The organism is uncultured Polaribacter sp. (assembly GCF_947497695.1).
Lineage (GTDB): Bacteria > Bacteroidota > Bacteroidia > Flavobacteriales > Flavobacteriaceae > Polaribacter.
Genome location: NZ_CANMHM010000004.1, coordinates 24,064 through 45,486 on the forward strand (window position 1 = coordinate 24,064; position 21,423 = coordinate 45,486).

At 29.9% G+C, this 21,423-nt stretch carries 22 protein-coding genes; 11 read left to right on the top strand and 11 right to left on the bottom strand.

Annotation, left to right across the window (positions count from 1 at the left end; genetic code table 11):
* Positions 1–51: 51 nt before the first annotated feature.
* Together Q0731_RS06250 and Q0731_RS06255 are read left to right on the top strand one after the other, a co-directional pair.
* A complete protein-coding gene (locus tag Q0731_RS06250) occupies positions 52–948 on the top strand; it encodes a neutral zinc metallopeptidase (RefSeq protein WP_299061406.1) in 897 nt (298 codons plus the stop codon).
* 15 nt (positions 949–963) lie between these two features.
* Positions 964–1,479: a GNAT family N-acetyltransferase gene (locus tag Q0731_RS06255; protein ID WP_299061409.1), complete on the top strand. Its 516-nt coding sequence runs from the start codon at positions 964–966 to the stop codon at positions 1,477–1,479.
* Between the two features lie 123 nt (positions 1,480–1,602).
* Here Q0731_RS06255 and Q0731_RS06260 read toward each other — a convergent pair whose 3' ends face one another.
* The 10 genes from Q0731_RS06260 to hemA all read right to left on the bottom strand — a co-directional run bounded on the left by Q0731_RS06260 (position 1,603) and on the right by hemA (position 12,296).
* Positions 1,603–2,337, bottom strand: coding sequence for a DUF6263 family protein (locus tag Q0731_RS06260; protein WP_299061412.1), 735 nt, complete (start codon positions 2,335–2,337; stop codon positions 1,603–1,605).
* A gap of 33 nt (positions 2,338–2,370) precedes the next feature.
* A complete protein-coding gene (locus Q0731_RS06265; protein WP_299061415.1) occupies positions 2,371–3,702 on the bottom strand; it encodes a dihydrolipoamide acetyltransferase family protein in 1,332 nt (443 codons plus the stop codon).
* A gap of 179 nt (positions 3,703–3,881) precedes the next feature.
* Positions 3,882–4,796, bottom strand: a complete 915-nt coding sequence (gene hemF, locus Q0731_RS06270) for an oxygen-dependent coproporphyrinogen oxidase (protein WP_299061417.1) — start codon at positions 4,794–4,796, stop codon at positions 3,882–3,884.
* Positions 4,786–5,532: an EI24 domain-containing protein gene (locus tag Q0731_RS06275; RefSeq protein ID WP_299061419.1), complete on the bottom strand. Its 747-nt coding sequence runs from the start codon at positions 5,530–5,532 to the stop codon at positions 4,786–4,788. Before Q0731_RS06275 ends, hemF begins: the two co-directional genes overlap by 11 nt.
* A 113-nt stretch (positions 5,533–5,645) precedes the next feature.
* Positions 5,646–6,677, bottom strand: a complete 1,032-nt coding sequence (hemE, locus tag Q0731_RS06280; RefSeq protein WP_299061421.1) for a uroporphyrinogen decarboxylase — start codon at positions 6,675–6,677, stop codon at positions 5,646–5,648.
* Positions 6,678–6,721: 44 nt separating this feature from the next.
* Positions 6,722–7,078: a four helix bundle protein gene (locus Q0731_RS06285; protein WP_299061424.1), complete on the bottom strand. Its 357-nt coding sequence runs from the start codon at positions 7,076–7,078 to the stop codon at positions 6,722–6,724.
* Between the two features lie 24 nt (positions 7,079–7,102).
* A complete protein-coding gene (gene hemL / locus Q0731_RS06290; protein WP_299061427.1) occupies positions 7,103–8,392 on the bottom strand; it encodes a glutamate-1-semialdehyde 2,1-aminomutase in 1,290 nt (429 codons plus the stop codon).
* Positions 8,393–8,454: 62 nt separating this feature from the next.
* Positions 8,455–9,420, bottom strand: coding sequence for a porphobilinogen synthase (gene hemB / locus Q0731_RS06295; RefSeq protein ID WP_299061432.1), 966 nt, complete (start codon positions 9,418–9,420; stop codon positions 8,455–8,457).
* Between the two features lie 37 nt (positions 9,421–9,457).
* Positions 9,458–11,050, bottom strand: a complete 1,593-nt coding sequence (gene hemC / locus Q0731_RS06300; RefSeq protein ID WP_299061435.1) for a hydroxymethylbilane synthase — start codon at positions 11,048–11,050, stop codon at positions 9,458–9,460.
* Positions 11,051–11,060: 10 nt separating this feature from the next.
* Positions 11,061–12,296 (bottom strand): glutamyl-tRNA reductase, encoded by a 1,236-nt coding sequence (hemA, locus tag Q0731_RS06305; protein WP_299061438.1) that lies wholly within the window; start codon positions 12,294–12,296, stop codon positions 11,061–11,063.
* A gap of 203 nt (positions 12,297–12,499) precedes the next feature.
* On the opposite strand from hemA, the gene Q0731_RS06310 reads away from it, so the two are divergent.
* The 4 genes from Q0731_RS06310 (at position 12,500) to Q0731_RS06325 (ending at position 15,761) form a co-directional block, all read left to right on the top strand.
* Positions 12,500–13,384 (top strand): AraC family transcriptional regulator, encoded by an 885-nt coding sequence (locus Q0731_RS06310; protein WP_299061441.1) that lies wholly within the window; start codon positions 12,500–12,502, stop codon positions 13,382–13,384.
* Positions 13,385–13,434: 50 nt separating this feature from the next.
* Positions 13,435–13,950, top strand: coding sequence for a TrmH family RNA methyltransferase (locus Q0731_RS06315; protein ID WP_299061444.1), 516 nt, complete (start codon positions 13,435–13,437; stop codon positions 13,948–13,950).
* A 114-nt stretch (positions 13,951–14,064) separates the two neighbouring features.
* On the top strand, positions 14,065–15,081 hold the full coding sequence (gene hemH / locus Q0731_RS06320; protein WP_299061447.1) for a ferrochelatase: 1,017 nt from the start codon (positions 14,065–14,067) through the stop codon (positions 15,079–15,081).
* A gap of 104 nt (positions 15,082–15,185) precedes the next feature.
* Positions 15,186–15,761, top strand: coding sequence for a CopD family protein (locus Q0731_RS06325; RefSeq protein WP_299061450.1), 576 nt, complete (start codon positions 15,186–15,188; stop codon positions 15,759–15,761).
* A gap of 72 nt (positions 15,762–15,833) precedes the next feature.
* Here Q0731_RS06325 and recR read toward each other — a convergent pair whose 3' ends face one another.
* On the bottom strand, positions 15,834–16,451 hold the full coding sequence (recR, locus tag Q0731_RS06330; protein WP_299061453.1) for a recombination mediator RecR: 618 nt from the start codon (positions 16,449–16,451) through the stop codon (positions 15,834–15,836).
* 166 nt (positions 16,452–16,617) lie between these two features.
* On the opposite strand from recR, the gene Q0731_RS06335 reads away from it, so the two are divergent.
* From Q0731_RS06335 to Q0731_RS06355, 5 genes are all read left to right on the top strand, one after another.
* Entirely contained in the window at positions 16,618–18,048 is a 1,431-nt protein-coding gene (locus Q0731_RS06335) for a sodium:solute symporter (RefSeq protein WP_299061877.1), read from the top strand.
* A gap of 100 nt (positions 18,049–18,148) precedes the next feature.
* Entirely contained in the window at positions 18,149–18,931 is a 783-nt protein-coding gene (locus Q0731_RS06340) for a hypothetical protein (RefSeq protein WP_299061456.1), read from the top strand.
* Between the two features lie 73 nt (positions 18,932–19,004).
* On the top strand, positions 19,005–20,192 hold the full coding sequence (locus Q0731_RS06345; protein ID WP_299061459.1) for an NAD(P)-dependent oxidoreductase: 1,188 nt from the start codon (positions 19,005–19,007) through the stop codon (positions 20,190–20,192).
* A 55-nt stretch (positions 20,193–20,247) separates the two neighbouring features.
* Positions 20,248–20,895, top strand: coding sequence for a pyridoxamine 5'-phosphate oxidase (pdxH, locus tag Q0731_RS06350; RefSeq protein ID WP_299061462.1), 648 nt, complete (start codon positions 20,248–20,250; stop codon positions 20,893–20,895).
* A 32-nt stretch (positions 20,896–20,927) separates the two neighbouring features.
* Positions 20,928–21,416, top strand: a complete 489-nt coding sequence (locus Q0731_RS06355) for a histidine phosphatase family protein (RefSeq protein WP_299061465.1) — start codon at positions 20,928–20,930, stop codon at positions 21,414–21,416.
* The last annotated feature ends 7 nt before the right edge of the window (positions 21,417–21,423 follow it).

The window sequence follows — 21,423 nt, forward strand, 5'->3', positions numbered from 1 at the left end:
TTTATCAAACCAAAAAATAAATAGTAAATTTATCCTTTTAAAATAACATTTATGAAGTGGAAAGGAAATAGAAAAAGCTCAAATATTGATGATCGAAGAGGTAACTCTTCAGGAAAAAGTTTTACAAATTTAGGTGGTGGATTAAGCCCTATGATTATTGGTCTTTTATTAAAATTAATCACTTCTAAAAAAGGGTTAATAATTGTAGGTGTAATTTTGGCAGTGATGTACTTTACAGGTAATAATCCTTTAAATTTTATCACAGGAAATACCAATAACCAAATAGAATCGTCTACTTATAAAGGATCTGCAAAAGAAAATGAATTGGCTGCATTTAGTGCTACTATTTTAGCCAATACAGAAGATATTTGGAATCAAATAATACCTAATTATAGAGAACCTACATTGGTTATTTTTACTGGATCTGTAAATTCTGCTTGTGGCTCTGCAACTAGTGCAACAGGCCCTTTTTATTGTCCTGGAGATGAAAAACTATACATAGATTTAAGCTTTTTTGAAGAAATGGAACGTAAATTAAATGCTCCTGGAGATTTTGCTCAGGCCTATGTAATTGCACATGAAGTTGGACATCACATTCAAAATATTACAGGTATCAGTAGAAAAGTACAATCTATGAGAGGTAGAGTTAGTCAAACAGAATACAATAAATATTCTGTAATGCTAGAATTACAAGCCGATTTTTATGCGGGAGTTTGGGCACATCACTCTCAAAGAATCAATAAAATGATGGAAAGTGGTGATTTAGAAGAAGCTTTAAATGCTGCACATGCCATTGGTGATGACCGTTTGCAAAAACAATCTACAGGAAGAGTTGTACCTGACTCATTTACACACGGAACTTCGGCACAAAGAATGCGTTGGTTTAAAAAAGGTTTCGATACTGGTGATGTAAACCAAGGAGATACTTTTAATGCAAGATCTTTGTAATTATTTTATCGTAGAATGATTTCAATTAAAAAAGCTAGTATTAAAGATATAAAAGCTTTGTCTATAGTTGCACAAAAAGCTTTTTTTGAACCTCATCAAAAAGCAATTCCTAAAGAAATTATGGAGGCTTATATTGATGATAGTTTTAATGAAGAAAATCTAATTAAAGAAATTAATAACAAAGAATTTGAATACCATTTAATTTTTAAAAATGATGTTTTAGTAGGATATTCAAAAATAATTATCAATTATAAAAACGAAAATATAAAGGAAACAAATGTTACTAAAATGGAGCGTTTGTATTTATTAAAAGAATTTTACGGCTTGGGTTTAGGAAAACAATTATTCGCGTATAATTTAAAATTAGCCAAACAACAAAATCAAAAAGGTATTTGGTTGTATGTTTGGATAAAAAACTACAAAGCGATTCATTTTTATAAAAATGCAGGCTTTAAAAAAATTGCCTCTTATCATTTCCCTATTTCTAAAACAGAAACAAGACCCAATGATGTTTTGTATTTAGAGTTTTAATTTGCTAAAGAATCTTATTAAAATATGATGCTAATTGAATTTAAGTAGCCAAAATCAACCAAAGATATTTAGTTAAAAAAGCAAGCTATTAAAATTAACAAGCGTTTAATTTTTTGTAGAAATTTATTTTTTAGCCATTATCATTGCTATTTCAGACTTTAGTTTTTGCCCATTAATATCTAAATCCATATTTATTTTAGTATCTGTAGGTATCCCAGAATTTGTTTCAATATTCATAGATCCAGAAATTTCTCCTGCTGCAACTCCTGTTACTTCTCCAGATAAATCTAAAATAACAGTTTCTTTTTCAATAGATTTTACTGTATAAATAAAATCCATTTTCATTCCTTTTTGATTTTTAGACATCGTCCAAGTACTTCCTACTTTTATAGCTTCTTTAGGGTAAATAACGTTACTAGATTGATTGGCAATATCTTCTACACCAGGAACATTTGGCGTTACTTTTACTTCTAAAACTTCTCCTAAAGAATTTCCTTTTACAAAAATCACAGCATTTAACATTGGTGACATTTGAGTCTTCATCATTTTACCCATATCGTCAAGTTCATCATCACTTTTAGAAGAATCGAAATTCATTTCGTTTCCTCCTTGTGACATATCCATTGTCATTTTAGTAAATTTCATTTCACTTTCGTAAACATCATCTTTTACCTCTAAAACTTTAATATCCATATTAATACTCATTTGCATAGACATAATGGTATCCATTTTTTGAGTCATATTCATGGTAACATCATAAGTTGCTCCTTTTTCGTAATTTAAACGAAGTACAACAGATTCTTGTGCAATAGTTAAGTTTGCAGATAACACTAAAAATAATACGAACAATTTTTTCATTTTCTTTTTTTTTATTTTTTTAAAATTTACTAGTTAAAAGTCCTGATTCACATCCCAAGACTCTAAAATATCTTTTAATGTTTTAATAAACATTCCCCCTAAAGCACCATTTACAACTCTATGATCGTAAGAATGAGAGACCATCATTTTTTGTCTGATACCTATAAAATCTCCTTCTTCAGCTTCAATTACAGCAGGTAATTTTCTAATAGCTCCAAGAGCTAAAATTGCAACTTGTGGTTGGTTTATTATTGGTGTACCTGTTATGGAACCAAAACTACCAACATTTGTAACAGTATAGGTACCATCTTGAATTTCATCAGGTTTTAAAGCATTATTTCTTGCTCTATTTGCCAAATCATTTACCGCTTTTGTAATACCCACTAAATTTAATTGATCTGCATTTTTAATTACAGGGACTATTAAATTTCCATCAGGTAATGCAGCAGCCATCCCTAAATTAATATTTTTCTTTTTGATGATTGTATCTCCATTAACAGCAATATTAATTAATGGGTATTTTTTAATAGTAGTTGCAATTGCTTGCATAAAAATGGGCGTAAAAGTTAGCTTTTCTCCTTCTCTTTTTAAAAAAGCATCTTTTACTTTATTTCTCCAATTTACAATATTTGTTACATCAATTTCTATAAATGATTGCACATGAGCAGAAGTCTGTAAAGAATCTACCATGTGTTTAGCAACGAGTTTGCCCATTCTACTCATTTCTATAATTTCATCACTTCCACTGATAGAAACAGGAGTAGCTTTAGAAACAACAGTTTTTTCTAAAGGCTTTTCAATTGGTTTTGTAATTACTTTTTTAATTGGTGCTGTATTTGCAGCTATTTGCACAGGTGCAGTTCTCTTTTCTACAAAAGAAAGAATATCTTCTTTGGTAACTCTACCCTCTTTACCAGACCCAGAAATTGCTTCTAATTCATCCATAGAAACTCCTTCTGCTTTTGCAATATTTCTAACTAAAGGTGAGTAAAACTTACCTGAATCAGAAGTTTTGGCAATAGGACTAGCAATAACTTCTACTGCTTTTTCGATTACTTTTTCTACTTCTGCAACTTGTGGTATAATGTCTCTTTTAGGCTCTGTAGCAATAAAAGAAGTGTCTGCTTCAGTTTCTATCACAGCAATGGTTTCTCCTACAGCAACTACATCGTCTTTTTTAAATAAAACTTCTATTAAAGTACCTTCTACTTCACTTGGCACTTCAGAGTCTACTTTATCTGTTGCAATTTCAACAACTGCTTCATCTAACTCAATGGTGTCTCCAACTTCTTTTAACCAAGAAGTAATGGTTGCTTCAGCAACGCTTTCTCCCATTTTTGGTAATTTTAATTCGAATCTAGCCATTTATATCAATTTTAACGTGTGCAAAAGTACTAAAAATCGATGGTTTTAATGCTATTTGAAAGATGAAAAAAAAGTTGAACTAAAAACAAAATTATATTATTCTTAAAAAACAAAAGACATAAATAATTTAAACTGATAAATAATTCAATTTTTAACTATTATTATAACAATTCAATAAACTAAACCCAATCTTTAGGATTTGCTAAAATTGCAATCAATCTTGCTTCCTCTGAGTTTTCTTTTGGTTGATGATTGTATTTCCACTGTACAATTGGTGGTAAACTCATTAAAATACTTTCTATTCTTCCGTTTGTTTTTAAACCAAAAAGTGTACCTCTGTCATGCACTAAATTGAATTCTACATAACGACCTCTTCTTACTTCTTGCCAGTCTTTATGTTCTTTAGTGAAAGGGATATCTTTTCTTTTTTCTACAATTGGAACGTAACTTTCTAAAAAACTATTTCCAACTTCAGTTACAAAATTGAATCTATCTTCTATTGAAAACTCATTGGTTTCTTTTAAGTAATCGAAGAATAAACCTCCTATTCCACGAGCTTCATTTCTGTGGGAATTCCAGAAATAATCATCACACGTTTTTTTAAACTTCGGATAAAATTCTGGATGATGTATATCACAGGCATTTTTACAGGTTTGATGAAAGTGTTTTGCATCTTCATCAAATAAATAATAAGGCGTTAAATCTTGTCCACCACCAAACCATTGTGTTACAATATTTCCTTCTGAATCATACATTTCAAAATAACGCCAGTTTGCATGCACAGTTGGCACAAAAGGGTTTATTGGATGCAGTACTAAACTTAATCCACAAGCAAAAAAATTACCTTCTTTTACTTTAAATTGATTTCTTAGAGCTTCAGGTAATTCTCCATGAACAGCAGAAATATTTACACCTCCTTTTTCAAAAACCCCTAAAGTATTATCGGCGTTTTCAATTACACGAGTTCTACCTCCTCCTCCTTCTTCTCTTTTCCAATTGTCTTCTTTAAACTTTGCTTGTCCATCAACTTCTTCTAACTTAGAAGTTATTTGGTCTTGTAAGTTTTCTATGTATTTGATGAATTTATCTTTCATTATTTTTATTTAACAATTCTACTGTTTTTACTGATGCTGCTGTTACAGAAAGTGGTAAAACAATGATGATTCCTAAAACAGGAATTAACAAACACAACATAAAAACGATTCCATTTCCTATAGAAGTTCCTTTGTTTTTTCCAACAAAATTGATGCTTTCTTTATAGTTTAAATGTCTTTCTAAAGTATAATCCATGTTTCCAAAACCTGCATAATACGCCTGAACTAAAAACAATAAAATAGTAGAAAATATATTTACAACAGGAATAAATTTTAATACTAAAATAGGAATTGTAACCAACAATTCTTTTCCTAAATTTCTGATATTAATTTTAATTCCACGCCATAATTGTTCTTGAAAAGATGTTTTTCTATGTTGATGTTTTAAATTTCCATTGATATAAATTTCTATTTTTTCTGAAACAGGACTCATAAAGGGTGCTGATAATGCTAAAACTATATGTTTATATAGTATTAAACCGATTACCAAAACAAAAATTCCACCAATAAAAGATGTAAAGGTTGTAAATGCTTCTTTTCCCCAATCCCAAATCCATATTTTTGCTAAAAATGCACCTATATTGTCTGATAGACTGTATGCAAAAAAACCAATAATTGTTGCTATTACAATGCTAATTAGAATAGGAATTGCAAAATACTTCCATAGTTTTAATTTGGATATCAAACTAAAAGAACCTGCGTAGGCTTTAATTGCAGAAAGTATATTTTTAATCATTAGCGTTGGCTTGCGTTAGCGATTGAAATGGCATCCTTTTTGCTTTTTCAGCAAAAAGATATAATGGAAAGCGCGACCACGCTTTTTTGCGTGGGAACGCCCAAAATATTATTTTAATTAGGACTTTGATACTCTTTTACAGCATCTATAAATGCTTTTGCATTGTCTAAACCAATGTTTGGTAAAATTCCATGACCTAAATTTACAATGTACTTGTCTTTACCAAACTCGTTAATCATTTGGGTTACCATTTTTTTAATTTCTGATGGTGGAGAAAACAAACGAGTTGGGTCGAAATTACCTTGTAAAGTAATGTTACCACCAGATAAATAACGTGCATTTCTTGCAGAACACGTCCAATCTACACCTAAAGCAGCAGCACCAGATTTTGCCATTTTGTCTAAGGCAAACCAACAGCCTTTACCAAAGGCAATTACAGGGGTTTCGTCTTTTAAAGCATCGATAATTTGTTGGATATATTGCCAAGAAAATTCTTGATAATCTACTGGAGATAACATGCCGCCCCAAGAATCAAAAACCTGAACTGCATTGACACCAGCCTTAACTTTTGCTTTTAAATAAGCGATAGTTGTGTCTGTAATTTTTTGTAATAAAGAATGTGCAACCACAGGATTTGTGAAACACAATTCTTTGGCTTTATCAAAGTTTTTAGAACCCTGACCTTGTACACAATAGCACAAAATTGTCCAGGGTGAACCTGCAAAACCAATTAACGGAATTTCGTCGTTTAGTTTTTCTTTGGTTGCTTTAATGGCATCCATTACATAACCTAAAGTTTCCTGAATATCTGGCACAATTACAGAATCTAAGTCTTTTTGAGTACGAATTGGATTTGGTAAATAAGGGCCAAAATTTGGTTTCATTTCCACTTCAATATTCATTGCTTGTGGAATGACCAAAATATCTGAAAACAAAATTGCAGCATCCATACCATATCTTCTAATAGGTTGTACTGTTATTTCTGATGCCAATTCTGGTGTTTGACAGCGTGTAAAGAAATCGTATTTCTTTTTTATTTCTTGAAATTCTGGTAAATATCTACCTGCTTGACGCATCATCCAAACTGGAGGTCTATCTACAGTTTCTCCTTTTAATGCTCTTAAAAATAAATCGTTTTTTATCATGATTCAGCTTTTTGCTATTGGCTTTTAGCTTTTGGCTTTAGCTTTTAGCTATTTTTTATTGTATTTATTAATCCGTTAATCATCTTGCCTTCTTTTGCTATTAGATCAAAAGTGATTTTTAATTCTTCTGATTTTATCAGACTTAATTCTTGAATTATAATTAATTGAGTTTCTACTTCAAAAAGAGAACCCATTGCAATTTCTAAAAATCTTTTAAACTCTACTTCGCTATTTCTACTTGAACCTTCTGCAATATTTGAAGGAATAGAAACTGCAGCTCTTGTAATTTGACTTTTTAAACTATATTTTTCTTCTGAAGGTAATTTATGAGCAATTTTATAAATCTCTTTAACAAGTAAAATACCTTGTTTCCAAATCAATAAATTTCTAAAATTTCTCATAGTTTATTTTCTAAAGGCAAAAGACTAAAAGCTATCTGCTACCTTATGCATCGCTTTGTCAACAGCATTTGCAATTACTTTAATATCTTTATCTGAAATTGCAGAGTTTAAAAACCAAGCTTCAAACTGACTTGGAGGTAAAAACACGCCATTTTTAATCATTTCCCAGAAAAATACTGCAAACTTTTTGGTGTCTGATGTTTGTGCTTCTTCAAAATTTGTAACTGGTGTTTTGGTGAAGAAAGGGTTCATCATAGAACCAAATCTATTTACTACTAAATCTACATTGTATTTTTTGGCTGTTTCTAATAAAATCACTTCTAAAATAGCACCAATTTCTTCAAACTTTTTATATGGATTTTGTCTTTTCAACTCAGTTAAAGTTGATATTCCTCCAGCCATTGCAATTGGATTTCCAGACAACGTTCCTGCTTGATACATGCCTCCTAAAGGTGCAACTTCTTGCATAATTTCTTCTCTTGCTCCATAAGCTCCTACAGGGAACCCCCCTCCAATTACTTTACCTAAACAAGTAATATCTGCTGTTACCCCCAATAATTCTTGTGCGCCACCAAATTTAGAACGGAAACCTGTCATAACTTCATCTGCAATTAACAAAGCTCCTTTAGTTTCTAAATATTTTTTTAGTTCCACTAAAAATCCGTTTTGTGGAATAGCAACACCCATATTACCACAAATTGGCTCTAAAATTACACCTGCTATATCATCAAATTGTTCAAAATGTTTTTTTACACTTTCTAAATTATTGTATTCTGCAATTAAGGTATTTTTAACTGCGCCTTCTGGCACACCTTTGCTTCCTGGTAAACTTAAGGTTGCCAAACCAGAACCTGCAGCTACTAATAAAGAATCTTGATGCCCATGATAACAACCAGAAAATTTAATAATTTTATCTTTTCCTGTAAATGCTCTTGCCAAACGAACTGCACTTAAAACAGCTTCTGTACCAGAATTTACAAAACGAACTTTATCCATTCCTGGAAAAGCATCACAAACTATTTTTGCTAATTTAATTTCTGCTTTTGTAGAGGCTCCAAAAGAATAGCCATTTTTTAAGGCTTTTTTGGCTGCTTTTTCTACTTTTTTATGTCTGTGACCTAAAATCATTGGTCCATAAGAAACAACTAAATCTACATATTCATTATCATCAACATCGTAAATTTTACTTCCTTTTGCTTTTTTGATGAATAAAGGATTTCCGCCAACTGATGAAAATGCTCTCACAGGAGAATTTACTGCTCCAACTAAGTGTTTTAGGCCTTTATTATATAATTTTTCTGATTTTTTAAACATATTTATTGTGTAATTGTTTATTTGTTGAATCGTGTAATTGTACAGTTACACTATTAAACAGTTTAACGTTTCAACAGAATTTTCGCTGCTTCCTTAGCAAAATAAGTAATAATAATATCTGCTCCTGCTCTTTTCATAGACAGCAAACTTTCCATCATTACTTTTTCGCCATCAATCCAACCTTTTTCTGCAGCTGCTTTTACCATAGCATATTCTCCACTAACATTGTAACAGGCAATTGGACGATCGAAATTATTTTTTAAATCTCTAATGATGTCTAAATAAGACAATGCTGGTTTTACCATTAAAATATCTGCTCCTTCTTGATCATCAAAAGTAGCTTCACGCATACCTTCGTCTCTATTTGATGGATCCATTTGATAGGTTCTTCTGTCTCCAAAAGTTGGGGCAGAATCTGCAGCATCTCTAAAAGGCCCATAAAATGCAGATGCATATTTTACAGAATATGCCATAATTGGTAAGTTTATGTAACCTGAATTATCTAAAGATTGACGAATCATATCAATCGTTCCATCCATCATTCCTGAAGGAGCAACCATATCTACACCTGCTTTTGCGTGCGAAATTACTTGTTTTGCAATATTTACTAAAGTAGCATCATTATCTACATCATTATCATGTATAATTCCACAATGTCCATGATTTGTATATTCACAAAAACAAACGTCTGTAATTACATATAAACTTGGATAATTCTTTTTGATAAAACGAATGGCTTGTTGCATAATTCCATGATCATTCCAAGTTTCTTTACCTTCATCATCTTTAGTAGATGGAATTCCGAATAACAAAACTGCTGGAATATTTAAAGCTACAACTTCATCTAATTCCTTAGAAATTCTATCTAAAGAAAAACGTTTAATTCCTGGCATTGAAACAATTTCTTTTTCAATGTTTTCTCCTTCTTCAATAAAAAGAGGATACACAAAATCGTCTACAGAAAGTTTGGTTTCTTTAACTAACCTTCTAATTCCTTCTTGTTTTCTTAATCTTCTTGTTCTGAACATAAATTTAAGCTTTATGCAATAAGCCTAAAGCTTAAAGCTATTTCGAATAATACAAATTCACCAATTCTAAAAGACTTTCTACACTTGGTAAATGAGCAACCTCTACTTTATTAAAATGTTTTCTTGCTGCTATTGCAGTTGTTTCTCCGATACAAAAGGCAACTTTATCTGTAGTATTCTGTTCTAAATAACTTTCAATTCCTGATGGACTGTAAAACAAAACTCCTGAAACTTTATCATTAACTTTTTCTGGACTTAACATTGTTTTATAAACTTCTACTTCATTTAATGCAATATTATTTTTTTGTAAAGTTGTAGGTAAAACATCCAATCTTAAATTACTACAAAAATAAGTAACCTCTTTATTTTTTAATGCTGATACTAAATACTCAGCTAATTTTGTAGCGTTTTTAGAAACATGAGCAACTTTACCTATTCTGTTTTCAATCAATTTTTTGGTTCTTCTACCAACACAGTAAATATTTTTGAAATTCATTTCATTTTTTGTGAAAGAATTTAACAACGCTTCAACTCCGTTTTGACTTGTAATCACAACGTTTTCAATTTCGTTTTTTACTACTTTTGCTGGTATTCTATTAAAACGAATTTTAATAAAATCGCTATCTTTTATGCCAATCGTTTCAGATAATATTTCCTTTTGAAGTTCTGATAGTTTTTTAGTAGAATATATGTTTTGTAAAGGAGCTTGAGAAACTTCTTCATCTTCTGCCATCATTTCTTTTCCTCCTCTATTAATTACATAATCTGCACAATCTTTCGCCAAATATTTATGGCTACCCACTTTTGCTGTTTTTGTAACTGTAATTTTTTTAGACCCGTCCCTTTTTAATAGAACACCTTTAAAATTTATTTCTTCTGTTTTAGAATCGATGTATGCTACAGCTCCTATTGGCGCTGTACAACCACCCTCTAAAAGATTTAAAAACTCACGTTCTATTGAGGTACAAATATGGGTTTCTTTGTGGTTTAGCTGTTCACAAGCGTCAAAGGAATAATCATCTTTTTCTAAGCAGGTAATCATAATTGCACCTTGTGCAGGAGCAGGAATCATCCAAGTTAACGGAATTGCATTTTCTGGTTTTAATCCTAAACGATACAAACCTGCAGCTGCAAAAATTGCTCCGTTCCAAGTTTCGCTATCTTCTAGTTTTTGTAAACGTGTATTTACATTACCTCTTAAACCTTCTACTGTATGAGTTGGATATCTATCTAACCACATTGCTTTTCTACGCAAACTTCCTGTAGCAATAATACCATTTGGTTGTCCAAAAAATTCTTCGGTGTCTTTTAATAATAAAACATCAGAATAATCATCACGTCTTAAAACAGCCGATTGAACAATGCCTTTTGGTAAAACGGTTGGTACATCTTTTGCTGAATGCACAGCAATATCAATATCTCCATTTAACATAGAAATATCTAAATTTTTAGTAAAAACGCCTGTAATTCCTAATTCGTGTAAAGGTTTATCTAAAATAATATCTCCAACAGATTTTATAGGAACAATTACAGATTGATAGCCTAAAACCTCTAATTCTTGACGTACTTTATTAGCTTGCCAAAGTGCCAATTGACTATCGCGAGTTCCTATTCTTATTATTTTTTGCATGGATGTTTTGTTAAGATTGAAAAACTTTTTGAATAACATCAATACTTTCTGATACAGAAGTATTTTCGTCTTTTAGGTGTTTTACAAACTGAGTAGTAATTTTTTGTATAAAGCGTGAAGTTAAAATCTCTGCTTGGTCTTCATCAAAATTTGATATTTTCTTTTTCTGAAAACTAATTTCATCTTTTTTAATAGTTTCTAAAGACTTTTTTAAAGCAGAAATTGCAGGTGTAAACCTTCTATTGTTTAGCCAATCAATAAATTCTGTTTTTTGTTCTTTTATTATTGCTTCTGCAATTGGCACTTCTGCTAAACGAACTGCTAGGGTTTCATCTGTAACTTTAGATAGTTCATCAACATTAACCAACGTTACATTTTTATAGGCTGCCAAATCATGAGATACATTTTCTGGCATCGATAAATCTAAAATTAAAATCTCTTTATCTTTAGAAATATGTTCTTTGGTTATTGTAGGCTTATTTGCTCCTGTAGAAACTATTAAAACATCTGTATTTGCAATTTCGTCTTTTAGATTTTCTATAGTTGATTTTCTGATAGAAGTATGTTCTTTTACAAATTCAGAAGTTTTATTTACAGTTCTGTTAATTAAACAAACTGATTTATTATTGGTATATTGGGCTAAATTTTTACAAGTATGCTTTCCCATTTTACCCAAACCAAACACTAACATATTTTTGGTATTGTAAGCAGGTACATTTTTAATGATGTATTGCACAGCAGCATAAGAAACAGAAGTTGTACCAGAACTTAATTTGGTTTCGTTTTTAACACGTTTACTTGCTTGTAAAACGCTATTTACCAAACGTTCTGTGTAGGCATTAGTCGTTTTGTACTTTTTTGCAAGTTTGTAAGATTGCCTAAGTTGCCCCACAATTTCATAATCTCCCAAAATCTGACTTTCCAATCCTGTACCAATTCTAAACAGATGCATAATTGCTGGTTTATCTTTGTATACATTAGAAATTTCTGTAAATTCTTTGGTAGTTCCTTCAGAAAAATCACATAAAAGCTCTATAAGTAAGCAAGGTCTATTAGCAAATCCAAATATTTCTGTTCTATTACAAGTGGAAATTATTAAAGCACCAGAAATACCTTTATTTTTAGCTGCTTTTAAAAGTGCTATTTGGTTTTCTTTAGATACAGAAAATTTACCACGCGTTTCTGCGTCTGCTTTTTTGTAACTTACACCAATGTTGTAAAAGTGCTCTTGTGCTAATTCTTTCATAAATTTGTAAAGTGATACAAAAGTATAAACATCAATTTAAAAAAAATATCGCTTAAAGAACTTTTTATAACGCTATCTGTTTTTTTACAATTAATTGTATTGAAAACAAACAAAATGCTTATTTTTGTAGTATAAACAAGGCTTTAAAACCAATTTATATAGAACTATTCTAAATAAAAAAGATATTAACAATCATTTGAAATATGTTAAAAAATGTCGGAGAAAGTACTTTTGAAGAAATTATTTTAGAAAAAGGGTTTTATGTATTTCATTTTCAGAATGAAAGCAATGAAATTCAGAATTTTGAAAGAGAAATTAACAGCACTTTTATTCAGATGCATTTTTGTTTAAGAGGCAAATCTAAATTTCTGTTTAATAATGGTTCGTATTCTTTTGATGTTTTAGACAATAGATCTATACTTTTATACAATCCTCAAAGAATATTACCGATTAATTTAGAAATACAACCTAAAACAACCTTAATTTCTTTATTAATTTCTATCGAAAAATTTCACTCTTTATTTTCTAAAGATGCTGGTTACATTCCTTTTTTGAGTGATGAAAACAGTAACAGAAAATTTTATGATGATGCTGAAATTAAGCCCAATGTTTCAATTGTTTTACAGCAAATTATAAATGCTAATATTAACAGCTCTATCAAAGAGCTATATATTAAGGGTAAGGTATATGAACTGTTGAGTCTTCATTTTCAAAAAGAAGAAAATAACGACGGAGAATATTGTCCGTTTTTAGTGGATGAAGAAAATGTACTCAAAATTAGAAAAGCCAAAGAAATTATTATTTCTAGAATGGCAGAACCCCCAAGTTTACAAGAATTATCTAGTGAAATTGGTTTGAATTTAAAGAAACTAAAAGAAGGTTTTAAACAAATTTATGGAGATACTGTTTATAGTTTTTTATTAGATTATAAAATGGAACATGCCAGAAAGTTGTTAGAAAGCAACCAATTTAATGTAAATGAAGTTGGTGTAAAAGTGGGGTATAGTACAGCAAGTCATTTTATTGCCGCTTTTAAAAAGAAATTTGGCACAACGCCTAAGAAATATGTAATGAGTTTGAATAAGTAATCAGTATTCAGTCGCAGTTTACAGTTAAAACTTTGAAACTAAAATAAACGTTGGAACAATTAACACACAATGAAATAGAAAATAAGCAGCAACAATTTCCAATAACAATTGTGTGTGATGCTATTAGAACTCCAGAAAATATAGGAATGTGTTTTCGTATTTCTGAGAGTTTTGGTGTGGAGAAAATTTATTTTCATAAAGATTCTCCTTCCATCAATAATAGAAAGGTTATCAATACTGCCAGAAATACAATCCATCAAATTCATCATGATTTTTATAGTAATTTTGATGCTTTAATACATCAATTAAAACAAGAAGGAAACACTATCATTGGCATAGAAATTACTGATAAAAGTATCGATATTCAAGATTTTAATTTCAAAAATCACAAAAAAATAGTATTACTTTTGGGTAGCGAAAGAAACGGAATAGAAAACATAAATTTAGTTGATGAAACTGTTTCTATCCCAATGTTTGGTAGAAATTCTAGCATGAATGTAATACATAGTTTGGCAATTACTTTGTATGAAGTTACCAATCAATTATCAGTAAGCAGTAAGCAGTAAGCAGTAAGCAGTAAGCAGTAAGCAGTAAGCAGTAAGCAGTAAGAAAAATAAAAAATATATAACTAAAGTTGTGTTTTTCAAACTTTGAAACTTTGCAACTTTGAAACTTTACATATGAAAGGAGTTTTATTAGTAAATTTAGGATCACCAGCAAGTACATCTACCAAAGATGTTAGAAAGTATTTAGACGAATTTTTAATGGATGAGCGTGTAATTGACGCTCCAAAATGGTTAAGAACTATTTTAGTAAGAGGTATTATTTTAAACACCAGACCAAAAAAATCTGCAAAGGCATATAAAAAAATCTGGTGGGACGAAGGTTCTCCGTTAATTGTATTGTCTGAAAGATTGTTAGCTAAAGTACAGAAAAAAACAGAATTACCAGTTGCTTTAGCAATGCGTTATGGAACACCGTCTATAAAAATGGGCTTGCAAGAACTGCATGACAAAGGTGTAACAGATGTATTAATTGTGCCTCTCTATCCTCAACATGCAATGGCTACTACAGATACCATTATGGTATTGGCAGAAGAATTAAGACAAGAGTTTTATCCTGAAATGAAATTTAAGCACATACCTGCTTTTTATCATAAAAAAGATTACATAAAAGTATTGGCAGAAAGCATTAAAAGTTCTTTAGAAGGCAAAGAATGGGATAAAATTTTATTTTCTTATCACGGAATTCCAGAAAGGCATGTTCGTAAATCTGACATTACAAAAAGCCATTGTAATCCATCAGATAGCAAAAATTTTGCTTGTTGTAAAACCAGTTCTGCTGCACATGAGTTTTGTTACAAACATCAATGTTATGAAACAACTAAACAAGTGGTAGAATACTTAGATTTACAACCACATCAATACTTTGTATCTTTTCAATCTAGATTGGCAGGAGATCCTTGGTTACAACCTTACACAGATAAAATGTTAGAGAAATACCCTAAAGAAGGTGTTAAGAAATTAGCAGTAGTTACCCCTGCTTTTGTTTCTGATTGTTTAGAAACTTTAGAAGAAATTGCTATGGAAGGTAAAGAAGAATTTTTAGAAGCTGGAGGAGAAGCATTTTATGCAATACCTTGTATTAATGATAATGATGATTGGGTAGATGTTTTAGTAAATTGGATTGAGGAATAGTTAGCAGTTAGCAGTTAGCAGTTAGCAGTTAGCAAAAATGAAAAACTTAGTGAAATTTGCATTTAATTTTTTGATATTTTGTTAGCTTGAAATAAAATTTAAAAATGAGTATTTATTACATAAAAGCTTTACATATTATTTTTGTAGTTACATGGTTTGCTGGTTTATTTTATATTCCGCGTTTATTTATTTATCAAGTAGAAGCAGAAAATAAATTAGAGCCTGCAAAATCTATTTTACAAACACAGTACAAGTTAATGAGTAAACGACTGTGGTATATTATTACATGGCCTTCAGCAATTTTAACATTTCTTTTTGGTTTTTGGACGTTTTATTATTTTCCAGAATACCTAAAAGAAACATGGATGTTGGTAAAACTATCTTTTGTATTTGCACTTTATTTTTACCATGGATTTTGTCATGTAATCTTTATAAATTTACAAAAAGACATTATAAAACACTCAGCTTTTAAATTAAGAATTATCAATGAAATTCCGACAATTATTCTATTCGCAGTTGTTTTTTTGGTTTCTGTAAAAAGTTCTATAAGTTGGCTTTGGGGTGTTGTTGGTATTTTACTTTTTGTTATATTACTTATGCTAGCTACAAAGCTCTATAAAAAAATGAGAGAAAAAAAATCTTGGGACAAAACTGAGAAAGAAGTTTTGGAAGAAAAATAGTTCTCAGTTTTCAGAGGCATTTACAGTTAGTTTCTTAGATTGTAAACAGTTTCTTAATACTGTTTACTGAGACTAACCTCTAATACTCTGCTCAAAAGGAATTCTATTCACAATACTCCTTCCTAAAGTAACTTCATCAGCATATTCTAGTTCATCACCTACAGAAATTCCACGTGCAATTGTACTTGTTGTAATTTCAAATTTTTCTATTTGTTTAAAAATATAAAAATTGGTAGTATCTCCTTCCATGGTAGAACTTAAGGCAAAAATTAACTCTTTCACTTCACCACTTGCAACTTTATTTACTAAACTTTCTATTTCTAAGTTTTGAGGGCCAATTCCTTCAATAGGATTAATTTTACCCCCTAAAACATGGTACAATCCATTAAATTGAGAGGTACTTTCTATTGCCATTACATCTCTTATATCCTCTACAACACAAACAATTTCTGGGTTTCTTTTTACGTTTTGGCAAATATCACACAAAATAGTATCAGAAATATTATGACATTTATTACAGGTTTTAACATCATTTCTTAAATGCAATAAAGCTTCAGATAAAAATTTAGTGTTATCAGAAGGTTGTTTTAACAAATGTAAGACCAAACGTAACGCAGTTCTCTTACCAATTCCTGGTAATCGACTTACTTCATTTACTGCATTTTCTAATAATTTTGATGAGAAATCCATTTTGCAAAATTACACTTTTAAAGAGAAAAAAGATCAAAGATCAAAGAGAAAAGACACACTTCATTTCCTTAATTTCTAATTACATCTTTCTTTGCTCTCTTTTCTATTTTCTAACTTCTAAAAATCTTATATTCGTCCTTTATAATTGAACATTCGTAATTATTCTATGAAACCAGAATACATCATTCTATTAATTGTCGCTTATTTTTCTGTATTGATATTCATTTCTTACATCACAGGAAAATCTGCTGATAATAAAACATTTTTCAAAGCCAATAATTCTTCTCCTTGGTATTTAGTGGCTTTTGGTATGATTGGTGCTTCGCTTTCTGGCGTTACATTTATCTCTGTTCCTGGTTGGGTAGAGGCTCAAAACATGAGTTATTTTCAAATGGTTTTAGGGTATGTTGTTGGGTATGCTGTTATTGGTTTGGTTTTACTCCCACTCTACTATAAACTGAATTTAACATCAATTTACACCTATTTACAAGATCGTTTTGGTAATTATGCTTACAAAACGGGGGCAAGTTTCTTTTTACTTTCTAGAACAATTGGTGCTGCTTTTCGTTTATTTTTAGTTGCAAATGTGTTACAAATAATTTTATTTGATGCTTATGGAATTCCTTTTTGGATCACTGTTGCCATCACTATCTTATTAATTTGGTTATATACTTTTAAAGGCGGAATTAAAACCATTGTTTGGACAGATACGCTGCAAACTTTATTTATGTTAATTGCAGTTGGCGTTTGCATTTATACCATTTCTGATGAAATGCAAATAGATAATTTATTCACTTATATTGCTGATAATAAATTGTCTAAAACCTTCTTTTTTGAGGATGTAAATACAGGAAACTACTTTTGGAAACAATTTTTATCTGGTGCTTTTATTGCAGTTGTCATGACAGGCTTAGACCAAGATATGATGCAAAAAAACCTAACTTGCAGAAACTTAAAAGATGCTCAGAAAAATATGTTTTGGTTTACCATTGTTTTGGTAATTGTTAACTTTTTCTTTTTAGCTTTGGGCGTTTTATTAACAAATTATGCACAACAAAACGGAATTGATGCTCAAAAAGACCAACTTTTTCCAATAATTGCAACACAAGGAAATTTAGGCTTAGCTACTGCCCTATTTTTCTTGTTAGGATTAATTGCAGCAGCGTATTCTAGTGCAGATTCTGCTTTAACTTCATTAACTACCTCTTTTAGTATTGATATCTTAGAAATCGATAAAAATAAAGACAAAAATGAGCAAGTAAAAATTAGAAAGAAAATTCATATTATTTTTTCTTTTGTATTAGTTGCAACCATTTTAATTTTTAAATATTTTATTGCTGATGCAAGTGTTATTGCTAAAATATTTACGTTTGCTGGTTATACTTATGGGCCACTTTTAGGTTTATATACTTTTGGAATGTTTACCAAATTAAAAGTAAAAGATAAATTAGTGCCAGCAATTTGTTTAATTGCACCAATTCTTACTTTTCTAATTAGTTATTATGCTAAAGAAAAATTAGGTTTCGATTTTGGATTTTTTGTATTGGTTTTAAATGGATTTTTAACTTTAGTTGGTTTAAGAATTGTTAAAAAATAACGAGGTTTATTTCATAACTTTTAATCACAACAACTTTGCTTAATGGAAGGTAAAAGAATAAATACTATCTTTAGAATCTTAAAAACACATCATAAAAATTATGGCTAACAAGAACAATATTTTTAAAAATTCAAAAGATAAAGCAGATGTTATTATTTCATTAATCACTATCGTTTTTTTTTCATTATTTGTTTTCCTAATGTTTTTTAATGTTAGCGATAAACAAGCTGAAGATGTTAATACTAAAATAAAGGCTTCTAAAAAAGCTCCTAATACCAGTAAAATTAAAGAAATTGAGGTAAATAAAGAGTATTCTGAAGATACTACTCAATACCAAAACAACACTGAAGTAGCAACAACTACATCAACACCAAACACAAGTTTTCACAAAGAAGATAAAGTAAATAAAGAGCACTCTGAAGATAATACATTAGAAACCACTAAAACAACACCAAATAAAATTATTCACAACAAAAGTGAAGTGAATGATGATTTTAATGAGGTTACCACTAAAAATAAGGTTGATGATAATGACACTTCTTTAAATTCAGTTATTAAAAAACCTTCTGAAAATCAGATAATAAACGAAGAATCATCGCTTAATGAGGCAACATCAATAAAGAAAAATACCAACACCGATTTTAATTGCGTTGCTATTGTTGGTGTTTTTAAAGAGCTCAAAAACAAAACAAATACAATTAATAAACTAATAGCATTAGGTTACAAGCCAACAGAAGGTGTTTTACAAAATGGTTTAAACTTTGTTGGTGTACCTTTAAACTGTAACAATAAAAAAGAAAAAAGAAAACTTTTAAACCAACTTAACCAAGATTTAAAGATTAAACCTTGGATAAAAAAAATTAAAAGCACTTTTCAAAACTAAACAATAACACACAGCAACAATTTCTATTATAAAGACCTTGTCCTACTAAAAATAAAGGCAACAACCTATAAATATGAAAAAATCAATTTCTATTATTGGTAGTGGACCTTCTGCACTACTTTTAGCTGCTTTTTTAGACACCAAAAAATTTAACGTTACTATCTATGAAAAGAACAAAACAGCAGGTAGAAAATTTTTAGTTGCAGGTAAAGGTGGTTTTAATCTTACCCATTCAGAAAATATTATTGAGTTTATTGAACGTTATACTCCAAGTATTTTTTTAAAAGAAGCCTTGTTAAATTTCACAAATAATGATTTTAGAAATTGGTTAAAAGAAATCGGAATTCCTACTTTTATTGGCAGTAGCAAAAGAGTATATCCAGAAGAAGGCATAAAACCAATCACTGTTTTAAATACTATTTTAAATCATTTAAAAGAAAAAGGCATCGTTTTTAAATTCGGACATACTTTTTCTAGTTGGAATACTAAAAATGATCTTATTATAAATGATAAAATTATTCGATCTGATTATACCGTTTTTTCTTTAGGTGGTGCAAGTTGGAAAATTACAGGCTCTAATGGAAATTGGTTAAAAACCTTTCAAAAAAAAGGTATTGAAACTGCTCCATTCCAAGCATCTAACTGTGCTTTTAAAATTGATTGGAAAACGAATTTCATCAACCAAAATGAAGGAAATCCTTTAAAAAATAGTGCAATTACTTGTGCTGATAAAACACAAAAAGGAGAAGCTGTTATAACAAAATTTGGTTTAGAAGGAAATGCCATCTATGGATTGAGTCCTCAAATAAGAACCCAACTATCATCAACAAAAAAAGCAGTTATTTACATCGATTTTAAACCTGTTTTTAATTTAGACACTATTCTTACTAAAATTAAAAATTCAACCTTTAAAAATATCACTCAAATTTTAAAAAAAGAAATCAAATTAAGCACATCACAAATCAATTTATTAAAAGATTATCTTTCTAAGGAAGACTATTTAGATGCTATAGTTTTATCAAAAAAAATTAAAAAATTCCCTTTAGAAGTTATTGATTTAGCTGTTTTAGACAAAGCTATTTCTACAGTTGGAGGAATCTGTTTAAAAGCTGTTGATGATAATTTTCAATTGCAACAAATTAAAAATCAGTATTGTATTGGCGAAATGCTAAATTGGGATGCTTCTACAGGAGGATATTTAATTCAAGGTTGTGCAAGTGTAGGAGTTTATGTTGCAAAACATTTGAACAAAATTGATTAAAAATTTACTTCATATTTAAAATATTACCTATTTTTACTTTGGCAAAATAAATTAAATGCAAAAAGACTTAAGTAACTATCGTAAATCTTACGAAAAGCAAGAACTTTTAGAAAGTAATTGTCCAGAAAACCCAATTGAACTATTTAGAATTTGGTTTACAAATGCTGATAACTCAGAAACCGTTGTAGAAACAAATGCCATGACAATTTCGTCTATTGGTCTAGATGGTTTTCCAAAAAGTAGAGTTGTTTTATTAAAGAAATTTACTTGGGAAGGATTTATATTTTACACCAATTATAATTCAGAAAAAGGCAAGGCAATAGAAGCAACTAATAATATTTGTTTGTCTTTTTTTTGGGCAGGTTTAGAGCAACAAATTATTATCAAAGGAAACGCAGAAAAGTTAGCCGAAAATTTATCTGATGGTTATTTTGATTCTAGACCAGATGGCAGTAAATTAGGTGCTTGGGCATCAAACCAAAGTGCTGTGGTAAACTCTAAACAAGAATTAGAAGAAAAATTATCATCATTAGAAAAAGAATTTAAAGATAAAGAAATACCAAGGCCTAAACATTGGGGAGGCTATTTGGTAAAGCCTGTTTCTATAGAATTTTGGCAAGGTAGACCTAATAGAATGCACGATAGAATTAGATATACATTGGCAAAAGATTTTTCTTGGAAAATAGAAAGATTAGCACCATAATTTTTATATTTACACATCAACCAAAACAATTAATGAAAACTTTATATATAGTTAGACACGCAAAATCTTCTTGGGAGTACTCTGGAATAGAGGATATTGATAGACCTTTAAAAAAACGTGGTATAAAAGATGCTTACTTATTATCTAAAATTCTATCAAAAAAAATGGAGAGACCAGACGTTTTTGTTTCTAGTAGTGCAAACAGAGCATTACACACTGCTTTAATCTTTTGTGAAAACTTTGGATATCCATTATCGAACCTTAAAATAAAAAAACAACTTTATAGTTTTAGTGATGGTTATTTGGTAAAAACAGTAAATGCTTTGGATGATGGTTTTAGCTCAGCTATTATTTTTAGTCACGATCATGGTATTAATTCATTTGTAAATAAGTTTGGCAACAAGCCTATTTCTCATGTTTCTACAAGTGGTGTTATTGGCATTCAATTTGAAGAAAAACATTGGAAAAACATAAAAAAAGGGAAAACTTTTATGGTAGAATTCCCTAAAAATTATAAATAATTATAGT